The 19,809-nt window shown below is 54.9% G+C and carries 12 protein-coding genes; 5 read left to right on the top strand and 7 right to left on the bottom strand.

The genetic code is table 11. The features are described 5' to 3' along the window. The first annotated feature begins 427 nt into the window (after nt 1–427). On the top strand, nt 428–1,231 hold the full coding sequence (locus IEN85_RS11185) for a gluconate 5-dehydrogenase (protein WP_191617173.1): 804 nt from the start codon (nt 428–430) through the stop codon (nt 1,229–1,231). A 462-nt stretch (nt 1,232–1,693) separates the two neighbouring features. Next, a complete protein-coding gene (locus tag IEN85_RS11180) occupies nt 1,694–2,848 on the top strand; it encodes a glycoside hydrolase family 88 protein (protein ID WP_191617172.1) in 1,155 nt (384 codons plus the stop codon). Nucleotides 2,849–3,090: 242 nt separating this feature from the next. Here the strand turns inward: IEN85_RS11180 and IEN85_RS11175 are convergent, their stop codons facing one another. From IEN85_RS11175 to IEN85_RS11145, 7 genes are all read right to left on the bottom strand, one after another. Next, nucleotides 3,091–3,876 (bottom strand): carbohydrate-binding protein, encoded by a 786-nt coding sequence (locus IEN85_RS11175; protein ID WP_191617171.1) that lies wholly within the window; start codon nt 3,874–3,876, stop codon nt 3,091–3,093. Nucleotides 3,877–4,186: 310 nt separating this feature from the next. After that, nucleotides 4,187–5,149 carry an NAD(P)/FAD-dependent oxidoreductase gene (locus IEN85_RS11170; RefSeq protein ID WP_191617170.1) on the bottom strand — a complete coding sequence of 321 codons (963 nt, stop codon included), beginning with the start codon at nt 5,147–5,149 and terminating at the stop codon, nt 4,187–4,189. A 54-nt stretch (nt 5,150–5,203) separates the two neighbouring features. After that, complete coding sequence (locus tag IEN85_RS11165; protein WP_191617169.1) at nt 5,204–6,700, bottom strand: sulfatase family protein; 1,497 nt, start codon at nt 6,698–6,700, stop codon at nt 5,204–5,206. An 11-nt stretch (nt 6,701–6,711) separates the two neighbouring features. Next, a complete protein-coding gene (locus tag IEN85_RS11160) occupies nt 6,712–8,469 on the bottom strand; it encodes a sodium:solute symporter family transporter (RefSeq protein WP_191617168.1) in 1,758 nt (585 codons plus the stop codon). Between the two features lie 480 nt (nt 8,470–8,949). Beyond that, entirely contained in the window at nt 8,950–9,933 is a 984-nt protein-coding gene (gene acuI, locus IEN85_RS11155) for an acrylyl-CoA reductase (NADPH) (RefSeq protein WP_191617167.1), read from the bottom strand. 11 nt (nt 9,934–9,944) lie between these two features. Next, complete coding sequence (gene acuR / locus IEN85_RS11150; RefSeq protein ID WP_191617166.1) at nt 9,945–10,583, bottom strand: acrylate utilization transcriptional regulator AcuR; 639 nt, start codon at nt 10,581–10,583, stop codon at nt 9,945–9,947. Nucleotides 10,584–10,776: 193 nt separating this feature from the next. Then, complete coding sequence (locus IEN85_RS11145; RefSeq protein ID WP_191617165.1) at nt 10,777–13,647, bottom strand: family 78 glycoside hydrolase catalytic domain; 2,871 nt, start codon at nt 13,645–13,647, stop codon at nt 10,777–10,779. A gap of 183 nt (nt 13,648–13,830) precedes the next feature. On the opposite strand from IEN85_RS11145, the gene IEN85_RS11140 reads away from it, so the two are divergent. The 3 genes from IEN85_RS11140 to IEN85_RS11130 all read left to right on the top strand — a co-directional run bounded on the left by IEN85_RS11140 (nt 13,831) and on the right by IEN85_RS11130 (nt 19,800). Continuing rightward, complete coding sequence (locus tag IEN85_RS11140; RefSeq protein ID WP_191617164.1) at nt 13,831–14,748, top strand: helix-turn-helix domain-containing protein; 918 nt, start codon at nt 13,831–13,833, stop codon at nt 14,746–14,748. Nucleotides 14,749–14,951: 203 nt separating this feature from the next. Continuing rightward, entirely contained in the window at nt 14,952–17,921 is a 2,970-nt protein-coding gene (locus IEN85_RS11135; RefSeq protein ID WP_191617163.1) for a glycoside hydrolase family 2 protein, read from the top strand. A 202-nt stretch (nt 17,922–18,123) separates the two neighbouring features. After that, the gene (locus IEN85_RS11130; RefSeq protein ID WP_191617162.1) at nt 18,124–19,800 is read left to right on the top strand and encodes a GH39 family glycosyl hydrolase; all 1,677 of its coding nucleotides are present in this window, start codon (nt 18,124–18,126) and stop codon (nt 19,798–19,800) included. Nucleotides 19,801–19,809: the final 9 nt, after the last annotated feature.

Below are 19,809 nucleotides of genomic sequence, written 5' to 3'. Positions count from 1 at the left end.
TTTTATACGGCGACTGCTATTTCGCAGAATCCGTCGTCCGCTTGCGATAATGTCAGAGCTGAAGCCAGCGTCTTCTCAAGCCAGACAAGCACCACAAGTATTGTGGCTTTCCTTATATCGAACGAAATGGACTATTACATGTCCGTTGTTCATTCCCACAGCTCGCCGCCCTGTAATGTACTAAAACATTTCATACGAATCGAAGGCTTTTCTTCCTCTGCGCGAACTGAAGCTTTGACAGACTGCTGCGCCATCGAGCATTGCAGTTATTTGTTACCTCCTCATCGAAACAATAAAAGCAGAACCACTGCTTCCAATTGCGTCGCCGTCGACGCGAAGCAAGCACTGCGTCGAGCTCGCCACTTCATTCGATAGAGCCGAGTGACGGTTATACTTATATTACGCATTAAAATTCTAAATATATAAAATGAGCATCATTCAAGAACTATTCGACCTTTCGGGGAAAGTAGCACTCGTCACAGGCGGCACCCATGGCATCGGCATGGCCATCGGCAAGGTTTTGGCCAAAGCGGGCGCTCAGCTTTGCGTCAACGACTTGAGCGACGAAAAGCTCGAAGAATGCAAGGCCGAGTACGCCAAGGAAGGAATCGATGTCTACACCTTAAACTTCAACGTCTGCAGCGAAGAGCAAGTCGACAGAGGCATTAGCCAAATCGAAAAGGACGTCGGCCCCATCGACATCCTAGTGAACAATGCAGGCATCATCAAGCGTATCCCAATTTTGGATATGCCGATCAAGGACTTCGAGCAAGTGATCGACGTCGACCTAGTGGCACCGCTCATCGTAGCCAAGCGAGTGGCTCCTGGCATGATCGAGCGCCGGGCCGGCAAAATCATCAACATGTGCTCGATGATGAGCGTATACGGTCGTCAAAACGTTTCCGCGTACGCAGCAGCAAAAGGCGGCTTGAAGTTGCTCACCGAAAACATGACTTGCGAGTGGGCAAAATACGGACTGCAGGTCAACGGCATCGGCCCCGGCTATATCGCGACCTCCCAAACCGCTCCCATCCGCGAAGGCGGGCATCCCTTCAATGACTTGGTAATGACTCGCACCCCTGCCAACCGCTGGGGAGAGCCGGAAGACGTTGCAAACGCAGCTCTCTTCCTCGCCTCCAACGCGGCCCAATTCGTCAACGGCCACATCCTGTACGTCGACGGCGGCATCTTGGCGAACTTCGGCTACGTCAAGGGCGAGAACGAAATCTAGCAAAGCCAGACGCGAACACGCACCTACACTTTGGGCTGCAGGCTGGGGATGAGTCTCCAGCCTGCAGCTTTTTTTGCTACATCCTGGTGTGGTTTCAGCGAAACATCCTGCACTATTCCTGTGGTACGATTTAAAGTGGGAAGCGGCCTTGTGCCGCGATTTGGAGCGGAGCGATCGGGACGCAAGGTCGCTTCCCACAAGCCATCCAATGTGACGAACATGAATGGAAACACAAGGTGCCGCGGTCCTGACAGCCCTCGGCACTCATCCTAAACGACAGCGTTCCTCGCCTCCCTTCCCCGCAACGCTGCATCGGCCCCAGGCCGGGCCCGAAAAAAATACATACAGTTGAAAAAAATAGCCCCACTTCCCTTCACGTAGCACAACTAATTAGCTGCGCCCCTCCAAATCGTTGAACGACATGCGATGCGGACCCCTTTCAAATAAGCGACAAAAGAACGTATGATCGACAACAGTTGGACAGACGATGCATGGAAAGCATTGGTAAAAAAGGTAGAGAAGACGAGCCTCGTCATCGGCGACAGATTCCCGTCCATGACAGACGAGAACGGCAAGTACACCTACACCGAGGACCTCTGGCGCTGGGTAACAGGTTTTTGGCCGGGACTCCTCTGGTTGATCTACGAGGACACCAAGCACGAGCCTTTCGCCAAGATTGCCCTGAGCTGCGAGAACCAGATGGACCAAGCGCTCAACGAGTACGTCAATCTACACCACGACGTCGGCTTCATGTGGCAACTCACCTCCATCAAACGCTACACGATGACGGGTGACCCAGAAGCAAGGCGTCGCGCCTTGATTGCCGCCAGCCACCTGGCCAGCCGATTCAACATAGCAGGTAACTTCCTGTCCGCGTGGAACAAAAACGGCCTAAACGATTCGGATCCGCGCGGCCTCAGCATCATCGACAGCATGATGAACCTTCCCCTGCTTCACTGGGCCTCGGAGGAAACCGGAGACCCTCGTTTCCGTCATGTAGCCGTCGCTCACACCGAAACCGTGATCGAAAACTTCATCCGGGACGACTTTTCCGTGAATCACATGGTCGAGTTCGATCCCTTCACCGGCGAAAAGATCAAGGTGCAAAGCGGTCAGGGCCAATCCACGACCTCCGCTTGGTCTCGAGGAACTTCATGGGCAGTCCATGGCATGGCCCTCGCCTACAAATACACCCAAGAACCCCGCTATCTAGAAGTAGGCAAGAAAGTGTCCGATTTCTTTATCAGCGAATTGCCGGAAGACAACGTTCCGCACTGGGATTTCCGCGTGCCGCGCGATGACGATACCCCTCGCGACACGTCAGCTGGAGCCTGCGCGGCAAGTGGCATGATCTTGCTCTCTTCCTTTCTGGAAGGCGAGGAGTCGGACAAATACCTCGGAGCCGCGACCGCTATTATCAAGTCTACCTACGAGAATTACGGGAACTGGGACAACGACAGCGACGGCATCATCCACGGTGGAACTTTCAATCGCCCTGCCGATATCGGCATCGACGTCTCGCTCATCTACGGCGACTACTACTACGTTGAAGCTCTCTCGAAGCTCCGTGCCCTCAACGCCTCGAATCAACTGCGAGTGGCCGGCGCCCTGAGCTAAGCGAAAACCGAAACGAGTGCAACCCTCAGCCAGCCCCCTCCGCAATTCGGTGGCTGGCTTTTTTGCGCCCTCCTTGGTGATTCTTGCGGGAATTTTGAGTTTTCCCGTGGGAAGTGTGCCCTTGTGCCACGATTCGACCAAAGCAATCGTGGCACAAGGTCGCTTCCCACAGTTGTACCAAGCAACTTAGCCAGCAATTTCCTCTGCTCCTGCTGATGAACCCAAAAAAAGCAGGCAGCGAGCTAGAGGATGTCCCTGCCAAAAACCTCAATTTGGGTTAGGGCTGAGAATGCGGCAGAGATTTCACGCTTCAACTCGGACAGCTCGATCCATGTCACCTTCTTTTCCGCAAATGCGTACGATTGCCCTTCCTCTACCTTCTTCATGGAGATTGGCATTTTTTCCCCATCGGAGAATGTCACGACCCCTGATTCCCAATTGATATCATGGTCGTCAGCGTAATCCGCGCGCAGATAGATGACGATCTCGTCGATCAATACTTCTCGACCAAAATCCAGGCGAAACACCAAGTCATCTCTCAGACCGCCTCCCCAAGATTGGTACGGCCACGCTCCATGACCGACCCTCGACAGGTGTCCGTCAATCGCATTCTTCGCCTCGAACCAGGGCTCGTCACGAGTTACCACGTTCGCCGAGGCATGAGGAAAATATCCGGTGTCCCAACGCGTATCCAACGAGTTCATAGCCAAGTTTCGTCGCTTGGCGAGCCACTCGCGAGAAACCCTTTCCATGGTGATTAAGTGGCGCTCCCCCTTAAAAGCCTCAGGGTCGTAGGCCCTCGCCTTCGGGCCAACAGGCAACTGGTATACGATTTTCCCGTCCGGCGCATAAACGATGGACTTGTTGAAAGTCGGATCGATGTCGACCTCCACAAACGAACCCGGCTCCATTTCGAAAATCAGGATATCCTCAAACCCGAACTCGCCCAATATTTCAATTTCGACGCTGTTCTCTCCAGAAGCTTCCGAAAGCTTTTTTCCTAATCGATCAGTGTGGGTAATTTTCATAGTCCTTTTTGGCAAATATCGTACGTAAAACATAAGCCTAGCGAGCCGCTGTGGAACACCGAGCCACTTGAGAGACTGAAACGGCTGTCCGGTCGTGGAAAGTCCATCTATCTGTATAGATCTCCCCTCAACAATCCGTCTGCAAAAACCGAGAACCTCAACTTCGGCAATCACCCGCTACGCGAAAGTCCCCCTCTGCCATGAGTGGAGTACCAACTCCTGGCGGGCTTCAGGAAGAGCCATCAATTTCCATCAATGGCACCCCTATTGTATAGAGATGGTCCGTAAAGCCATAGAGGGAGCTGACTAACTAGGCTCGCAGAATCGCTTCCGCTGCGGCGGCACCTGAGTCATAAGCGCCTTCTATCTTGGCAATCCCGAAGGAGTCACCCGCAAAGTACAAGGGCAGCGATTTAGCCTCCGCGAATAGCCTTCCGACGCCCTCCCCCTTGCGGTGGGCATAGCGCCATTTGTGCAAGTAGCTCTCTTCAATTTCCACCGGGTAAAGCTCCTTCACCGCGGCTATCATCATCTGTTCTAGCACAGGACGGTCCTTTTCGTAATTGGCCTCGGCAAAGGCTGCCGTCGAGTGCACGATCAAGCCGGGCTGCGAGCTGGTTCCCTTTTGTCGCGCGTCCGTGATCGTATCCAGTTTCTCGCTCACTCCCTTCAAGAAACCTGGGGCAGCGAGACCGATGTCCGCCTTGAGGCGGAGCAAGAGGGATAGGCACGGCTCATAGCTCACTCGAGCCAACTCGTCCAATAACTCAGACTCCAAGTCTAGATTGGAGCGCTTCAGAATCGCTAACGACTGAGGCAGTGGCGCCGTAAAGAGAACCTTCCTAGCTCTCCACTTTTGACCATTGTCACACCGCAGAATAACGACGCCGTCCTCGATCGTCAGAGTGCTCACCAATTGCTGCCGTTCGACATCCACTTCCTCTGCCAGTTCTTTGGCGAGGGCATTCATGCTTGGCAAACCGGCATACAATCGACGGTCTCCATCCTGTATCCAAAGTTTCGCTATATCCTTTGACTGCCATCGCTGCAGCTCTTTTCCGAAAGTTTCCCCAGCGACGGAGAAAAAGTGAGCCCCATTGTCAAAACTCTGTCCAGCGAGACGGCGAGCAGCCATTCTGCCGCCAACTCCGCGCGACTTCTCCAACACGACGGTACGTTGCCCACGCTGGATCAATAATCGCGCCGCTGCCAAACCAGCGACGCCTGCTCCCACAACAACTGTATCAAATTCCAAATCTCCCTTTGTAACCATGACGTTTCGATCTTGAAGCACGCAGCGGCCATTACAAGTGGGGAGCGCTTGATTTTATGAATTGCCCGCCTTACCTGCCGCATTCAGCGCGCTCAAGTGCTGATACCAGGGGTCTCCGGTTTTAAGCAACCAAGGCTTCAGCTCCTTATCAATCAATTGCTCGACAACGCGCGGGTGCGAACCAGCCAAGTTCTCCAATTCGTACGGATCCTCCTTTAGGTCGAACAACATGCGCGACACCTCTTTGTTCGCGCTAATGTCTAGCACCAGCTTGTAACGCTGCGTTCTAACGCCTCTAGCTCCCAAGTCCGGAGCCTCGGAGGGAATCTTGAGGTAAAGCTGCGAGCTTGGTCGAACGATGTTCGCGCCCCGCATAAGCTGAGCATAGCTGTCGCCCTGCAACCCCTCCGGGAGTTCTTTTTCAAAGCCCATCAAGTCGAGCAAGGTGGGGTAAATGTCGGGAGTGGAGAGCAGCAGGTCATCGCTACCGGGCTTTATCTTGCCGGGCCAACGGATCAAGAACGGAACCCGCATGGATTCTTCGAAGGGATTATTCTTCGAAACCTCACCGTGAGTACCTAGGCAATCGCCGTGGTCCGAGGTAAAAACCACGATCGTATCCTCCTTCAATCCGACATCATCAATCGCTTTGAGGATGCGTGCAAACTGCTCGTCGACTCCCGTGATGCTAGCGTAGTAGTCCCGCGTGTTGGCCTTGGCCTTAGGGTGCTCTGGGTCGACGTTCGGGCGGACCAACAGGGAGTCTAGGGACTTGTCTGCATAAGGCTCACGATACTTATCTGGATACAAATGATACGGCGGATGAGGAGGGTTCATCGAAACCACCAAGGCGAAAGGCTGGTCAGGGTCCCGCATCGTCCCGTCCTCGTTCTGGATATAATCAATGGCCTTGTCCGCTTCGTGCTCAGGGCTCCATTGGTCGACGAAATGGTATTCCTCGCGGTCCGCCTTCGTTTCCCAATACATCGGGCGGTTGTGATCGTTGTAGGTCCCGTACGAATACCAGTAGTCAAATCCGTGCCGACGCTCTGGCGGACACCAGGTGTTCCACTTCGGGTTGGCCTCGATAAATGGCTCTCGCGGAGCGTCGAGGTGCCACTTGCCGATATAGCCCAAGCTGTAGCCTTGAGCCTGCAAGACGTCCGACCAGCAGTCCTCGTCCTGCTGCAACTCGACGCCATACTGGGCCCGATCCGCCCGGCAGTTGCCGGTCACCTTATTGGCATGCGAATACTTTCCGCTCATCAACATTCCCCGATACGGACTGCATAACGGGTAGTTAGCGACAGTCTGCGGCAAGGAAAGGCTCTCCTTTGCGAAGCGATCTAGGTGGGGCGTATGGACAGGATCTTCAGCCCGAAAGCCCAAAGCCTGTCCCCGCCATTGGTCAGGGAAAACGAATACCAAATTGGGAGCCTTGGACTTGCCGCGAGCTGCGGCCTTTATAAGGCCGCTGGGGCTTAATGACGCGACCGCAGCGGCGCCGACAGCTCCTTTAACAAAAGTTCTTCTGCTTACTTTTTCGGACATGTTAACCGACTCTAACGTTTCTCCGCCTGGAGCTGGGCTTCCTTGCGCTTTTCGACTCGCGCTCCCCACAGCAGCAAAAGTCCGATTCCGCCACAGAAGCTGCTGATGAAGAGCACGCTCCAAACGCCTGTCGAATCGGAGGGAACGAACAAGAGCAGGAGCAATGCGATTCCGATTCCCACCGAAGCCCGTCCTAGCAACATCAATTGAGCATAGGCCTTGGACTCCCCTTCCTGCTCGTCATCGCGAATCGGTGTTTTGATGAGCTGGTAGAAGTCTTCTACCTTCTTTTTGTAGGCAGCCGATGTTCCCTTATAGAAGGGGCGGCATACGACGGTGCCAATTGCTCCGAAAATAAAGATCCACATCGCTCTTTGCTGAATGGTGAAGCCTTCACCCGTGGTTTCGCTCAAATAGTACGAGTAGAATGACGGCAATAGACAGAATCCGAAGATAACAAAGTACGACCAGCTCGGGAGTTTCTTTATATAGAAACCGACTAACATCGGGAACACCAACGGTATGGTGATGATAGAGTTTATCATCAAGTACGCATCGAAGAGCGCCAGCTCCCGATTCTGAGAAAAGAGGTAACTATAGGTTATGATCAGGGCCCCAATTCCTAAGGTCGCCACCTTGCAGAGCATGACTTCGCCTTTGGGTGTCATGGGCTTGGTCACGCCAAACATCTCGCGCACTTTAGGTACGATGTTACGGGCAATGACGCCCACCTGCGAATTAAGACCAGAGTCCATAGAGCTCATGGTTGCCGCAAACATAGCCGCGATCATCACCCCCATCAATCCGCTCGGGAGCACCTTTTGGGCGATGAAGGAATAGCTGGAATTTTCAGGATTCGCAATGTCCTGAGCCATGATTTCCGTACCATAAAGGAAGCGGGCCACCATCGGCGGGAAAAACCAGATCAAGGCGCCGGCTGCCATGAGGAAAGCGCCGAGAAAGGCCGATTTGGAAGCGGCCTTGCCATCCTTCACCACAAGGAAGCGCCCCGCGGAGTTCAGAGTGATCTGATGGTAAATCGTCATGATGAAAATGACGATGATCCACTGCATGGAGAATTTTCCGTCCGGCCATTGGTCCGGCTCTTTCACAAATTTGAAATCGTCGACGAACTCAGGCTGGGAGAAATAACCGAAGAACCCTTCGAACCCGCCCACCTTCTGATAACAGAAGAAAGCGACGAGAATAGTGATCGCGAGCAGGATCAAACTCTGTACGAAGTCCGTTGCCATCACCGCCCACTTGCCGCCTGTGGTCGAATAAAAAACGACCACCGCGCCAATCACGAAAATACACAACACCAAGGGAAGATCGAAGGTGGTGCTGGCAAATACGGAGAGAGCCCAAAGCTGGATCCCTGCTGCAAAGGGTTGAATCAACACCCCCGTATAGGCCGAAAATTGCTCTACCGCGACACTGAAGCGAGACTTCACGACGTCAGCGGGCGTGTAGGCGCGGGTCTGCCTATACCAAGCTGCCAAGGCGAAGCCACATATCAACATGGCCGCAACATTGGCTGCATAGATGACCAATACCGTGGGACCCGCTTCAAAGGCAGCCGAGGCATTTCCTGTAAATGTGAAGGCGCTGATGCCAGCCATCATGATACTGGAACCGGAGAGCCACCAAGCCACCTGCCCGCCTCCACGAACAAAATCGCTCAAGTTGTTATTGAACTTGGAAAAGAGCACCCCCAGCAGGGGTAACAGCACTAAATAGGCAGCGAGAGTAATGTACTCTGTAATCATAGGTTGAAAGGTAGGTTTGGTGGGGCGAAACGCGCGCCTACGGTTTTGGGAAAATCTTCAAGCTTGGGGAGTCGGTCGATTGCGGGGAAGCGAGTGGAGCTCGTAGCATTACGAAATTACGAAAAAAAGAGCGGAGCAGCCACCCGGAAACGCAATGCAGAGCTTGTAAGCGTCGTCGTTGGCCTTCCGATGCGAAAAAGCGAAACCGTTCGACGGCTTCGCCTTTCGACCACCGACACAAAGCTCCGGAATCAAGAGCTTGCGCGAATGCGATTACGGTGAAGCCGCAAGCACTGCTCGCGGTGACAAAAACGCAGACGATACTGGGAAGGGATAGCGCGGGGTTAATTCGAAACATGAGGTATGAGACTGTTGAATCTGAAGAGTAGCCATCAGCCCCCTTCCCTCAAAGCGAATCGCCCAACTATATTTCGATACTTATCGAAGCCCCCCCCCTGCTTCCGGGAGCACATATCCAAATTATGAGGACATGGAAACAACGACGCGGCCCCGGATTCGCCCTTCCAGCATTTTTGGAGCCACTTCCAAGATTCTGCCAAAGGGTACTTCCTCGACCATTTCGTCCAAAAGTCGAAGGTCCAGTTCTTGGGCAAGGCGTTGCCAGGCCACCATGCGACGAACCCGTTCGCACATCACGCTGTCCACGCCCGCCAAAGTCACGCCACGCAGAATAAAGGGGGCAACCGTAGTATGAAGGTCCATTCCTCCCGCCAACCCGCACGAGGCAACCACTCCGCCGTAGTCCATGGAAGCCAACACATTAGCGAGTACTTTACCGCCTACCACGTCAACAGCTCCCGCCCAAAGTCCCTTCTCGAGCGGGCGCCCCGCTTCGGCATATCGCTCACGATCAACGATCCGACGAGCTCCCAAGCGCTTGATGTAGTCCTCCTCCTCTGGACGCCCTGTCAGGGCAGCGACGCGATAACCGTTCCGCGCCAAGAGGGCAGTTGCCACGCTCCCGACGCCTCCAGCGGCTCCCGTCACCAAAATTTCGCCCTTGTCGGGGGTCACCCCTTGGGCCTCTAAAGTCATCACGCAAAGCATGGCAGTGAACCCCGCCGTCCCAATCGCCATCGCTTGTCGCGAGCTGAGCCCATCGGGCAAAGGAACGAGCCAGGAGCCATCGACACGAGCCTTCTCGGCCCAACCTCCCCAGTGCTTTTCTCCTACGCCCCACCCCGTCAGAACGACCGCATCTCCTTTGTGGTAGGAAGGGTTTTCGCTCTCAGCGACCACCCCTGCAAAATCGATTCCGGGAACCATCGGATAACGCTTCACGATCGGAGACTTCCCGGAAACCGCCAATGCGTCCTTATAGTTCAATGTTGTCCAAGAGACATCGACCAAAACGTCCCCTTCCGGCAAGTCGGAAACGCTCAGAGTCTTGCGAGACACGGCCTGCCCCGTATCTGTTTTTTCGATACATATACCTTTAAACATAACTATTTTCTCTATTTTTTCAGTAGATGGAAATAGACTTTGGCGAAGGAATCCAAGGGATCAGCTCGCAATTCCAGCTTCGCTCTAAGCACTGCCCCTTCCCAGCCAATCCAAAAGAATGCTGCGAGCTCGTCGACATTGCGAGACACCGAGAGTTCACCCATGTCCTGGGCAAGGGCTAGACATCCGGCGGTGCGCCCTTGCCAATCCTCCATCACGCCAATCAGTTTTTCCCGCATTGCATCCGAAAGCGAAGCAATCTCCTGACCTAAATTCCCCACCAGGCAACCGCGCCTAAACTGATGCTTTTCCATCCCAGCCTTCGCAGCGTCAACAAAGGCCTTCAAACGATTCATCGGGCTGAGCGCCCTGTTCTCGAAACAGCGATCCAACATTTTCGCGAAAAACTCCTCGTAAGCATCAATCAGTTGCAGCCCGAAATCTTCCTTGTCCTTGAAGTAGTGGTAGAAGCACCCCTTCGGCGCTGCAGCTCGCCTGAGCACCTCCCCCACGCCGGTGGCCACATATCCTCGCTCCGTTGCGATCTCCAAGCCCGCTCGAATCAATCGCAGCCTCGTCTCCGCATCTCGAGGATCGGTCTTTGGCCTACCACGTCCCCGTTCAGTTAGCTTTTGCTCCTCGTCCCCCATTTATTTACTAGACTCCTTGGTCTATTTATTCGAGCTTGCGCGTCAACCTTGTTTTCGGAATACCTTAAACTGGTACTCCGAGAGCGAAGCGCTTTAAGCACCTCTCCCCCGCTTGCTCCCGGGAGAGAGGGGGAAAGATAGAACTCTGATGCATTTTGGCAGGAAGCGCACCTAGCTAGCGGCTGCTAGCACCTCACTGCCAATCTGAGTCGATCATTTCAAAGAAGTAGCGCCCAGATCCAAGCGTCAGCTTTACGCTTTCCTTCAAGCCATCAGAAACGACCGCCAAATCTTTGACGCCGGGAACGCCTTCCAACTGGGCTCCCGACTCTAGGACCGAGCCAACGTCTGGCGTCGGCAAATATACCTCTGCCTGCGTGTTCACAGGAATCGAGACCTGCCAAAAGATTCTGTCGCCCTCTCGTTTCCAATCGCTCTCGATCACCCCATAGGGCGATTCTTTAGTGGTCGTAGCCCAATCAATCTCACCCATCAGGCGAGGGCGCAGTTCAAACCCCTTGTATCCGCCTGCCGATGACAGAGGTCGAATTCCGCCGATACCCTCGAAGAAGAAGGCGGCAAATCCTCCCTGCATGGGATGATTCATCGAATTACGGTATCGAGGTTCCTCGCCCCAGTTGAACTGGCGCTCAGGCCAGGTAGAGAAACCATGATCCGCAAGGTATCCCGGACCTGGGAAACCACGATCCAACAGCATCCTGGCAACCAATTCGTCCTGCCCGAAATCGGAAAGCACCGTGTAAAGATGTCGTAAGCCATGGATGCCAACGGCGTGATGCCCCTCGTGCACCTTCTCGATATCAAAGACCAAGCCATCGACCACGGACGGAACCATGCCATCCGGAACCATCCCGAACTTCAAAGCCATCACCGTCGCCGTTTGACTCCCGTAAAAGCGAGCATCCGTACCCTCGATCACCTCCAAATAGTTCGCATTGAACGCGTCCTTCACGTCTGCGGCAAGCGCTCTACAGTAATCCGCATAGCGGTCTTCCCCTTTCAGGAACGCAATCTCGCTCACGATACGCAGCGCCTCATAGTAGAAGGCGGTTCCCGAAACGTGCGGGTGACAGAGCATGTACTCGGGAGCGCCCTTGCGGTCCCAAAGCGGTGGACACCAGTCTCCCAGTCCACTGGGCAAAATATTGCCCGGCCCGCGCATCGATTCGAAATACGATACGAAATTCTTGAAGTGGCCAAAGTGACGATCAAAGACGACGGTGTCACCAGAGTGCAAATACACATCCCACGCAACCAACAAATAAGCGACCGCCCAGTCAATCTCTGCAGGATGATCCGTCACCCGCTTTCCCGGAGCGACGAAGGTTGGCACCCCCCTTCCCTTGCCCACAACCTCCTCGTAACGCTTGTCCTTTTTCAAACTGTCTTCGATGTCACGAAGGAACTTCGCCAAGAAGACAGTCATGTCGTATCCATAAAAGCTTACGTCCGAGGTCGCATGGGCGTCGCCTAACCAACCGCACTTTTCGCGGGCCGGGCAATCCTCAGGGATCGAGTGCCAATTCGCTTCCAGGGTGCGACGCGTTATTTCCCACTGCTGATTCATCAGATCTTCTGAACACTCGAAGCTTCCGGCTTTCTTCAGATCGCTGAACACAAGCTCGGCTGTGATCGTATCAGGATGAGGAGGAGCGCTTAGCCCGCTAACTTCCACGAACTGGAACCCGTGGTAGGAAAAGCGAGCTTTCCATCGCTCCTCTCCGCCTCCCTTCGCCACATAAATCATTTCTTGGATACGCCCGGGAGCCCCGCCGGAAGTGCCCGTATTCACCGTTATCCCATCCGGCTCCATCACTTCGCCCGCTACCATGGTGATCACGTCGCCTGGATCTTGGTCTACCACGATCTCGACCCAGCCCGCCAGATTCTCACCGAAGTCGACGACGTACTTTCCACCGCCTATATCCTTTACCCCAACCGGCTTGATCCGACGTTGCACGCGAATCGGCTCGATAAGCTGTGAACGCAGGCGATCCGTCGGACAAGGCGCCGACAGCAAAACCGCGTCCTGCCAAGACGAATCATCATAGCCAGCACTCGCCCAATCCGGTATCTCTAAACGAGCATCGTAAGTCTCGCCCCAATAGACGTTATCGAAAACGATCGGGCTCGTAGTCGCTTTCCAATTACCGTCAGTGCCAAAGCTCTCTACGCTACCGTCTTCATACTCGACGTATAGGATCGCCCTCGCGCGAGGCTGCCCATAGTCGAAGTCCTGCTTCCAAGCGACATTTTGTCCAAAGAAGCCACTTCCCAGCCAAATCCCCAGGGCGTTATCGCCCTGCTTCAAGAGATAGCTCACATCATGCGTTACGTACAAAGTATGTGTCTCGTAATTCGTTTGCCCAGGATCCAAAACGGCATCTCCGACTTTCTCTCCATTCAGGTAGAACTCACTGTATCCAACTCCAGCCACGTAGGCGAGAGCTCGTCTCACCGGCTTTTCGATGGAAATTTGGCGGCGAAGCAGAGGCGACGGGTAGGAGCGTTTCATTTCCGGTTCCTTCTGGAAAGCGTATTCACGCTCCGCCAAAGCCGATTCGCGATTGTCTTCCTCTAAACCAATCCACTCCGAACCATTCCAGTCGTTAACATCTAACAAAGCCATAGTCCACTCGGCGACCGGCGACCAACCGCTCTCCCTCTCGGACTCGTCCCATACCTTGACCTTCCAATAACACTTCTGCCGACTCACGAGCTCCACGCCCGCATACGGCACCAGATGGGAACGGCCGCTCTCGACCTTTCCGCTATCCCAAAGGTCACCATTCCCTTTATCCAATTCCTGGATACTGCCAGAGACCAAGATCCGATAGGCGCTTTGCGAGCGGTCCCTGTCGGCAGGGTCCGTCGTGGTAAGCATCCAGCTCAAGCGAGGTTCGCGCGCATCCAATTGGATCGGATTCACGAGGTGCTCGCTCTTCAGCTTGCCAACCTGCAGAGGATTCCCCTCCGCCAAACAACACAAAGCATGAGTCAAGAAAACGAGCAGAGAAGCGAGGTAGCTGACAGGGGTTCGCATGGGTCCAATTGAACAGCGGCCATCTTATACCTCCAACTGACAATTCCGTAATCTGTTGTCTCTATGAAGCCCTTCTGTCGAATAGCCAGAGCTTGATCCGATTCCCTGAACGGCTTCTCGGCAGACAGAAAAGCCCATCAGTTTTGAATAGACAGCTGGAAGTAAATTTGTACAAATGACGTTATGCCCCCAATTACCAGCGATGACGTCGAAGCCTCTACCGAGTTCACCCCTGCGGTCTGCAGAGCAGGCTACCTCCAGTTTTCTGGAAATCGAAACTTCACCAACCCTTGTGTGCAAAGCCGCGCCTTCTTTTGGTGCAAAAGCGGAAAAGGCTCATTCCTAGTCAACGGACACGAATACACGCTCGAAGCACAAGACCTCTACCTGTTGCCATGGAATAGAAGCATACAGTACCAACCCGACAGGGACGATCCTATGTTTACCGGCCACGTGCATTTGGTCCCGGACTACCGCCCGGGCAGTCGGTGGGTCCCTAACGTTCCTCACCAACCCAGCGACGAAGGCTACAACTCGCCCGACCGCTCCGACGTCGACTGGCCTGAACTTGAAGGAGTCGTTCACTTCAAAATCAACGCAGGCGACAACATCGCATTGCTCCTCGACTATACGATACGCAGCTTTCTTCGCAGCAAAGGCTCGAACGAATCTGAGGCGCGCCACCTCGGCAGTCTGCTCGTCGGGGAACTGTTGCGACTCAAAAACACCGACCACACGGCCGCTCAGCGCTACCCTGAAGAACTGCTACGCATGGTGGCCCACGTGGAGGCTCGCTACATGCGCTCCATAACTGTATCCGAATTAGCGGACATGATCGGCCGCAGCCGCTCGCACGTCCTTAAGCTCTTCCGCCACCACATGGGCATCTCCGCAAAGCATTACATTATCAACCGCCAACTGAAGCAGGCCTGTGAACTGCTCCTGAGCACCACCCGCTCTATCGCGGAAGTCGGCCAAGCCGTGGGCATCTCCGACCCCTACCACTTTTCAAAACTGTTTCGCAGGCACCTCAAGGTCTCGCCCAGCTCCTTTCGCACCAACCACGGCCCGATTAGCCAACCCTCCGAAACGCATAGCTAGCGCTTTTTTCGTTTGGATTGACACGAGCAATCGCGTTACAGGCACGCTTACACTGAGACTTGTGTGGTGGTTTGTGCGACAGGATAAACGAAAAATGCTCTAGCGACGGGATACGCCCCCATTAGGCAGGGCGATGCATTTGCTACTGCATTTTATCCAAAAATCCAGATTACAAGCTGTAACGCAGTCCCTACCTTGGGTCCATGAGTTCTTTACTCCCTGTACCCAACAAGGCCTTGTTAGCTGTAGCGATGGCCTCGATCGCATTCTCCTTGTCTGCGTCCGGCCAAGACCTAGGCGAGCGCGTAAAATACAACTTCAATCCAGAATGGAAGTTCATCAAGGCGGATGCTGGCGAAGCCCAACAAGTCAACTTCGACGATAGCCGATGGAGTACCGTGAGCGTCCCTCACACCTTCAACGACATCGATACCTTCGACGATATGAGCGAGGGCCGACACAATGGAGAGAGCAACCAGTGGCGCGGCACAGTCTGGTATCGCAAGCACTTCAGGCTGCCCAAGTCTGACGAGGGGAAGGCCGTCTTCATCGAGTTCGAGTCCGTCCGCCAGGTCGCTGACGTCTATATCAATGGAGTCCACCTCGGCCAAAACCGTACGGGCTTCCTGCCTTTCGGCTACGAGCTAACCGAGTATCTGAACTATGGAGACGAAAGCAACGTCATCGCCGTCAAAGCCAACAACGACCGCGGCGACCATTTCCGCAAGAACGATCCTCTTGTCTGGCACCATGAGCACTGGCACCCGAACCATGGCGGAATCTACCGCAACGTCTTCCTCCATGTCATGGATCCGCTGCACATCACTCTGCCCCTCTACGACAATCTAGAGACGGTCGGGACTTACGTCTTCACCGAGAACGTCAGCGAGACCAGCGCCGACGTCACCGTCGAAGCAGAGGTGATGAACAATCACGGCAAAAAGCAGTCCGTCACATTTATCGCCGAGATCATCGACGCGGACGGCAATGTCGTCGAGACGGTCACCGACCAGAAGAAGCTCGCGGCCAAAGCGAAGCATACTTTCTCCGTTTCCGGTTCGGTCGCCAATCCCAAGCGCTGGTATCCACGCCACCCCTACCTCTACAAAGTCGTCACCCAGCTGAAAGTGGACAACCAAATCGTGGACGGATACGAAACCCCTCTCGGTATCCGCAGCTTCGAGTTCAACAACGAAACCGGCTTCTGGATCAACGGCGAAAGCGACAAGCTCACCGGCTGGGGACAGAAGCCAACCAACTCCTGGGCCGGTCTCGGCGCAGCCCTTCCCGACTGGCTGCGCGACTTCACCTTCCGCCTGATGGACGAAGCCGGCGGCAACTTCATCCGCTGGGGACATTGCGCCGGATCGCCAGCCGAAGCGCATATGGCGGACAAGTACGGATTCGTTACCCTCATGCCCGGAATCTCCGGCGAATCCCAGGACGACGGCGAAACCTGGGACATCAGAATCGCCGGTTTCCGCGACACTGTCATCTACTACCGCAACCATCCGAGCATCTTCATTTGGGAAGGCGGCAACTGGGCCGAAAGCGCCAGCAACTACCAAGACATCCTCGACGTCATCGCGAAGTACGACCCGAACGGAAAACGCCTTATGGGCAATCGTCGTGCCGACGTGAAACTCGAATCCGAGGATTACGTCACCATCGAAATCGGCACCGAAGGCTGGGAACGCGAATACCCGCACCTCCCCCTCATCGAGAGCGAATACTGCCGCGACGAAGCGCCGCGCCGCGTCTGGGATCCGTATTCGCCAGACAATGACTTTTTCAACAACCCGAACCTCAAGCGCAACGTCTACAAGTTCGCCTCCGAACAATTCGCGGTCCGCCAAGCCGACCATTGGTGGAACAAGATGGGCAAGAAGACCTTTCACTCCGGGGGGGCTAACTGGATCTTCTCCGACGGGCCGCACGGCGGACGCAACCCGACCGAAAACACCCGAGCGAGCGGGGAAGTCGACGCCGTGCGCCTCCCCAAGGAAGCCTTCTACGCCCTGAAATCCATGTGGCGCCCCGAGCCACAGGTTCACATCGTAGGTCATTGGAACTACGACCAAGACACCGTCAAAGATATCTACGTCATCTCCAATTGCCCTTCCGTAAAACTCTACCTCAATGGCGAAGTGATCGGTTCCAACGACACGCCCGAAAATGCGTATGTGTTCCAGTTTACCGACATCGCATGGAAGCCAGGCACCCTCAAGGCGGAAGCATTCATAGACGGAAACCTGAGAGCCTCCCAATCCAAGGAAACCGCTGGCGCCCCCGCCGCTCTTCGCCTTACTTCCATCACAGGACCAAACGGTTGGCGAGCCGACGGTTCGGACGTGGCCTTGATCGACTTCGAAGTGATAGACTCGGAAGGTCGCCGCTGTCCCCTCGACCAAAGCAAGGTAGACTTCGCCGTGAAGGGTCCCGGGATCTGGCGTGGCGGCTACAACAGCGGCAAGGTCAACAGCACCAACAATCTATTCCTAGAAACCGAGGCTGGCATCAACCGCGTATCCATCCGTTCCCTACTTAAGCCAGGAACCGTCACCGTAACCGCTTCACGCGAAGGCCTACCAGACGCAACCATCGAGATTACCTCGCACCCTGTGGAAATCGTGGATGGCCTCACTACGGAGATGCCGCAGGTCTACCCGCAAAACCTCGGCGACCCCGAGCCGCTTCCGGCCTATACGCCACCCATGCCTGACCTGGCGCCAAACACAGAGATGACAAGCGAACTCTTCGCCCAATTCAGCTACACTGGCGACCACGAGGCCATCCTCCGCACCAACGCCTACTGGGGAAAGAAGGCCTGGACGGATTTAGAATACAACTACACCCGCATTCCATTTTACTTGCACGGAGCCGAATACATTCGCACCCCAAATGCCGACAGGGGTTATTGGGCCCGAGACCTCCTGCAATTCATTGCTGGCAAAGACATGATCATCTGGGTGGGACACGACGACCTCGTCGAGCGCCCAGAATTCCTCTCCGACTACCAAGACACCGGCGATGACATCGACCTCGGCGGAAGCACTCTCTCGCTCTTCAAGCGAGAAGTGAAAGCCGGCGAAAGCATTATCATGGCGGGCAACTCCGACAGCGACATCTCGGACGAAGCCCGCATGTACGTGGTGCTCGCCAAGGAACGCTAGAACTCCAGCACTCACTTCCAAGGGACGACTCTCGCAGTCGTCCCTTTGTTTCTTTCATCGCCGTCACCGAACTAACTGCCCCCAATGTAGGGCGAGAGACGACCTAATACCCTAAACAGTAGAAATGGGTTATCCCATGTCAGAATGGCTTCGAAGCCTCGTCTCTCCTTGAACCGCAACCCCGAAACGCTGGAATATTGCCATGCCTTCCATCCGAGCCGCCCTGCTCCTGAAACTTTGCTTCCTCGCCTCCCCCTTAGCTTTCGGAGGGATCACCCTTACTAGTGACTTCACCGATCCTGCAAACCGAAAGGGAGAGATCTACAACTTCTGGAACACGCACAACCGCCTGCCTCCCTACGAAAGCATCAACGTTCCGGCCTTTGGAATGGAAGGGTCATACGTCAATTGCGTACGCATGCTCGGCGGCTGGTCGAAAAAAGGCGAGCGCATGCTCGAATACGATTGCTACAAGTGGGACGGCGAAAAGTATGTCTACGACTGGGAACCGCTCATTCGTCGCATCGACGTCGTATTGAACTCTGGGATACAACTCAAGCAGATCGTCCTCGACAACCCGCCATGGGCCTTCCAGCGAGACATCACCTTCGTCGAAGAGCCTGACGGGGTGCACTACCTGGCTGAAGACAAGAACTCGACCTACGGCAACGCGGTCCCGCCCAACGACCCGCAGGCATGGCACGCCTTCATCAAGGCAGCCATCGCCAAGCTCGTCGAAACCTACGGCGAGGAACGAGTCGCCTCCTGGCGATTTCGGGTCGGCTCCGAAATCGACACCCGTCCCGGACATTGGATCGGAACCCGCCAACAGTTTTTCGATCACTACAAGAACACCATCGACGCCGTGCACTCGGTGCTTCCAGAGGCCAAAGTCGGAGCCCAATTTCGCGAGGCCAGCTTTACCGGCAAGAAATATACCGATTACACCGGCAACGTCGAGGGCTCCTACGCAGGGGCCTTCATCGAGTGGGCCAAAACTCACGGCATCCGTTACGACTTCATTGGCACCTCCTACTACCCCTTCTACGACAAGGAGGACAGCGTCGATATGGACATCGTGTACCGCGAGCAGATCGAACCGATCCAGCGGCACCCCGACTGGAATCCCGACGCCCTCTTCGAGATCCACGAATTCTGGGGACTCTCCCAGTACCGCGACGGCGAATTCGTCTGGCTCAGCAATTCCTACAACTCCTCGCTCTTCGCCAGCATCGCCAAGATGGTACTGGAAAATGACATCAAGCAAGTCCATCTCTGGGGCAACATTCGAGACGGCCTTGTTGAGCCCAACGTGCTCACCCAAAAAGCGCTCGCCTCCATGCTCGGCAAACATCGCTACGCCAATGAGAGCAAGGGCCCACCCGCCGTCGAAGGCAATAGGATCGACGGAATTTTCGCCGCTGATCTGGCTTCCGACAGCTACGACGCTTTGATTTTCAACTACAACACGATCTCCAACGAGTACCAAGAGGACGAGGCGGTCGAGACCGTGTTCGAAGTGGAATCGTCACCAAACGCTGAATACCGCTACCGCGTCGCGACCTACGGCAAAGACGAATGCGCCTTCCAGCAATTCGCGGTCGATTTTCCTCGGGCCACCCGATACGAATCTGACGGCGGCTGGATCAAAGACACTTATGATAAAAACGGCACTCCCTATATCATGCTCGTAAAGGAAGGCGTCGACACCTTCGTGGCCAACGCCCACCGCTATACCCACTTGAACGACCTGCAATGGTCCGAGTGGAAAACGGCAAGCCAGGAAGCCAGCGACACGGGAGAGACTTCGCTCATCCGCATTCAAACTCAGCTCCCTTCCTTCGCCTTCCAAAAGATCGAGCTGCAGCCTGCCCGATAGGCTTTGGAG

The organism is Pelagicoccus enzymogenes (genome assembly GCF_014803405.1).
In the GTDB taxonomy this organism is placed as follows: domain Bacteria; phylum Verrucomicrobiota; class Verrucomicrobiia; order Opitutales; family Opitutaceae; genus Pelagicoccus; species Pelagicoccus enzymogenes.
This window is presented reverse-complemented; position numbering and strand designations above follow the sequence as displayed.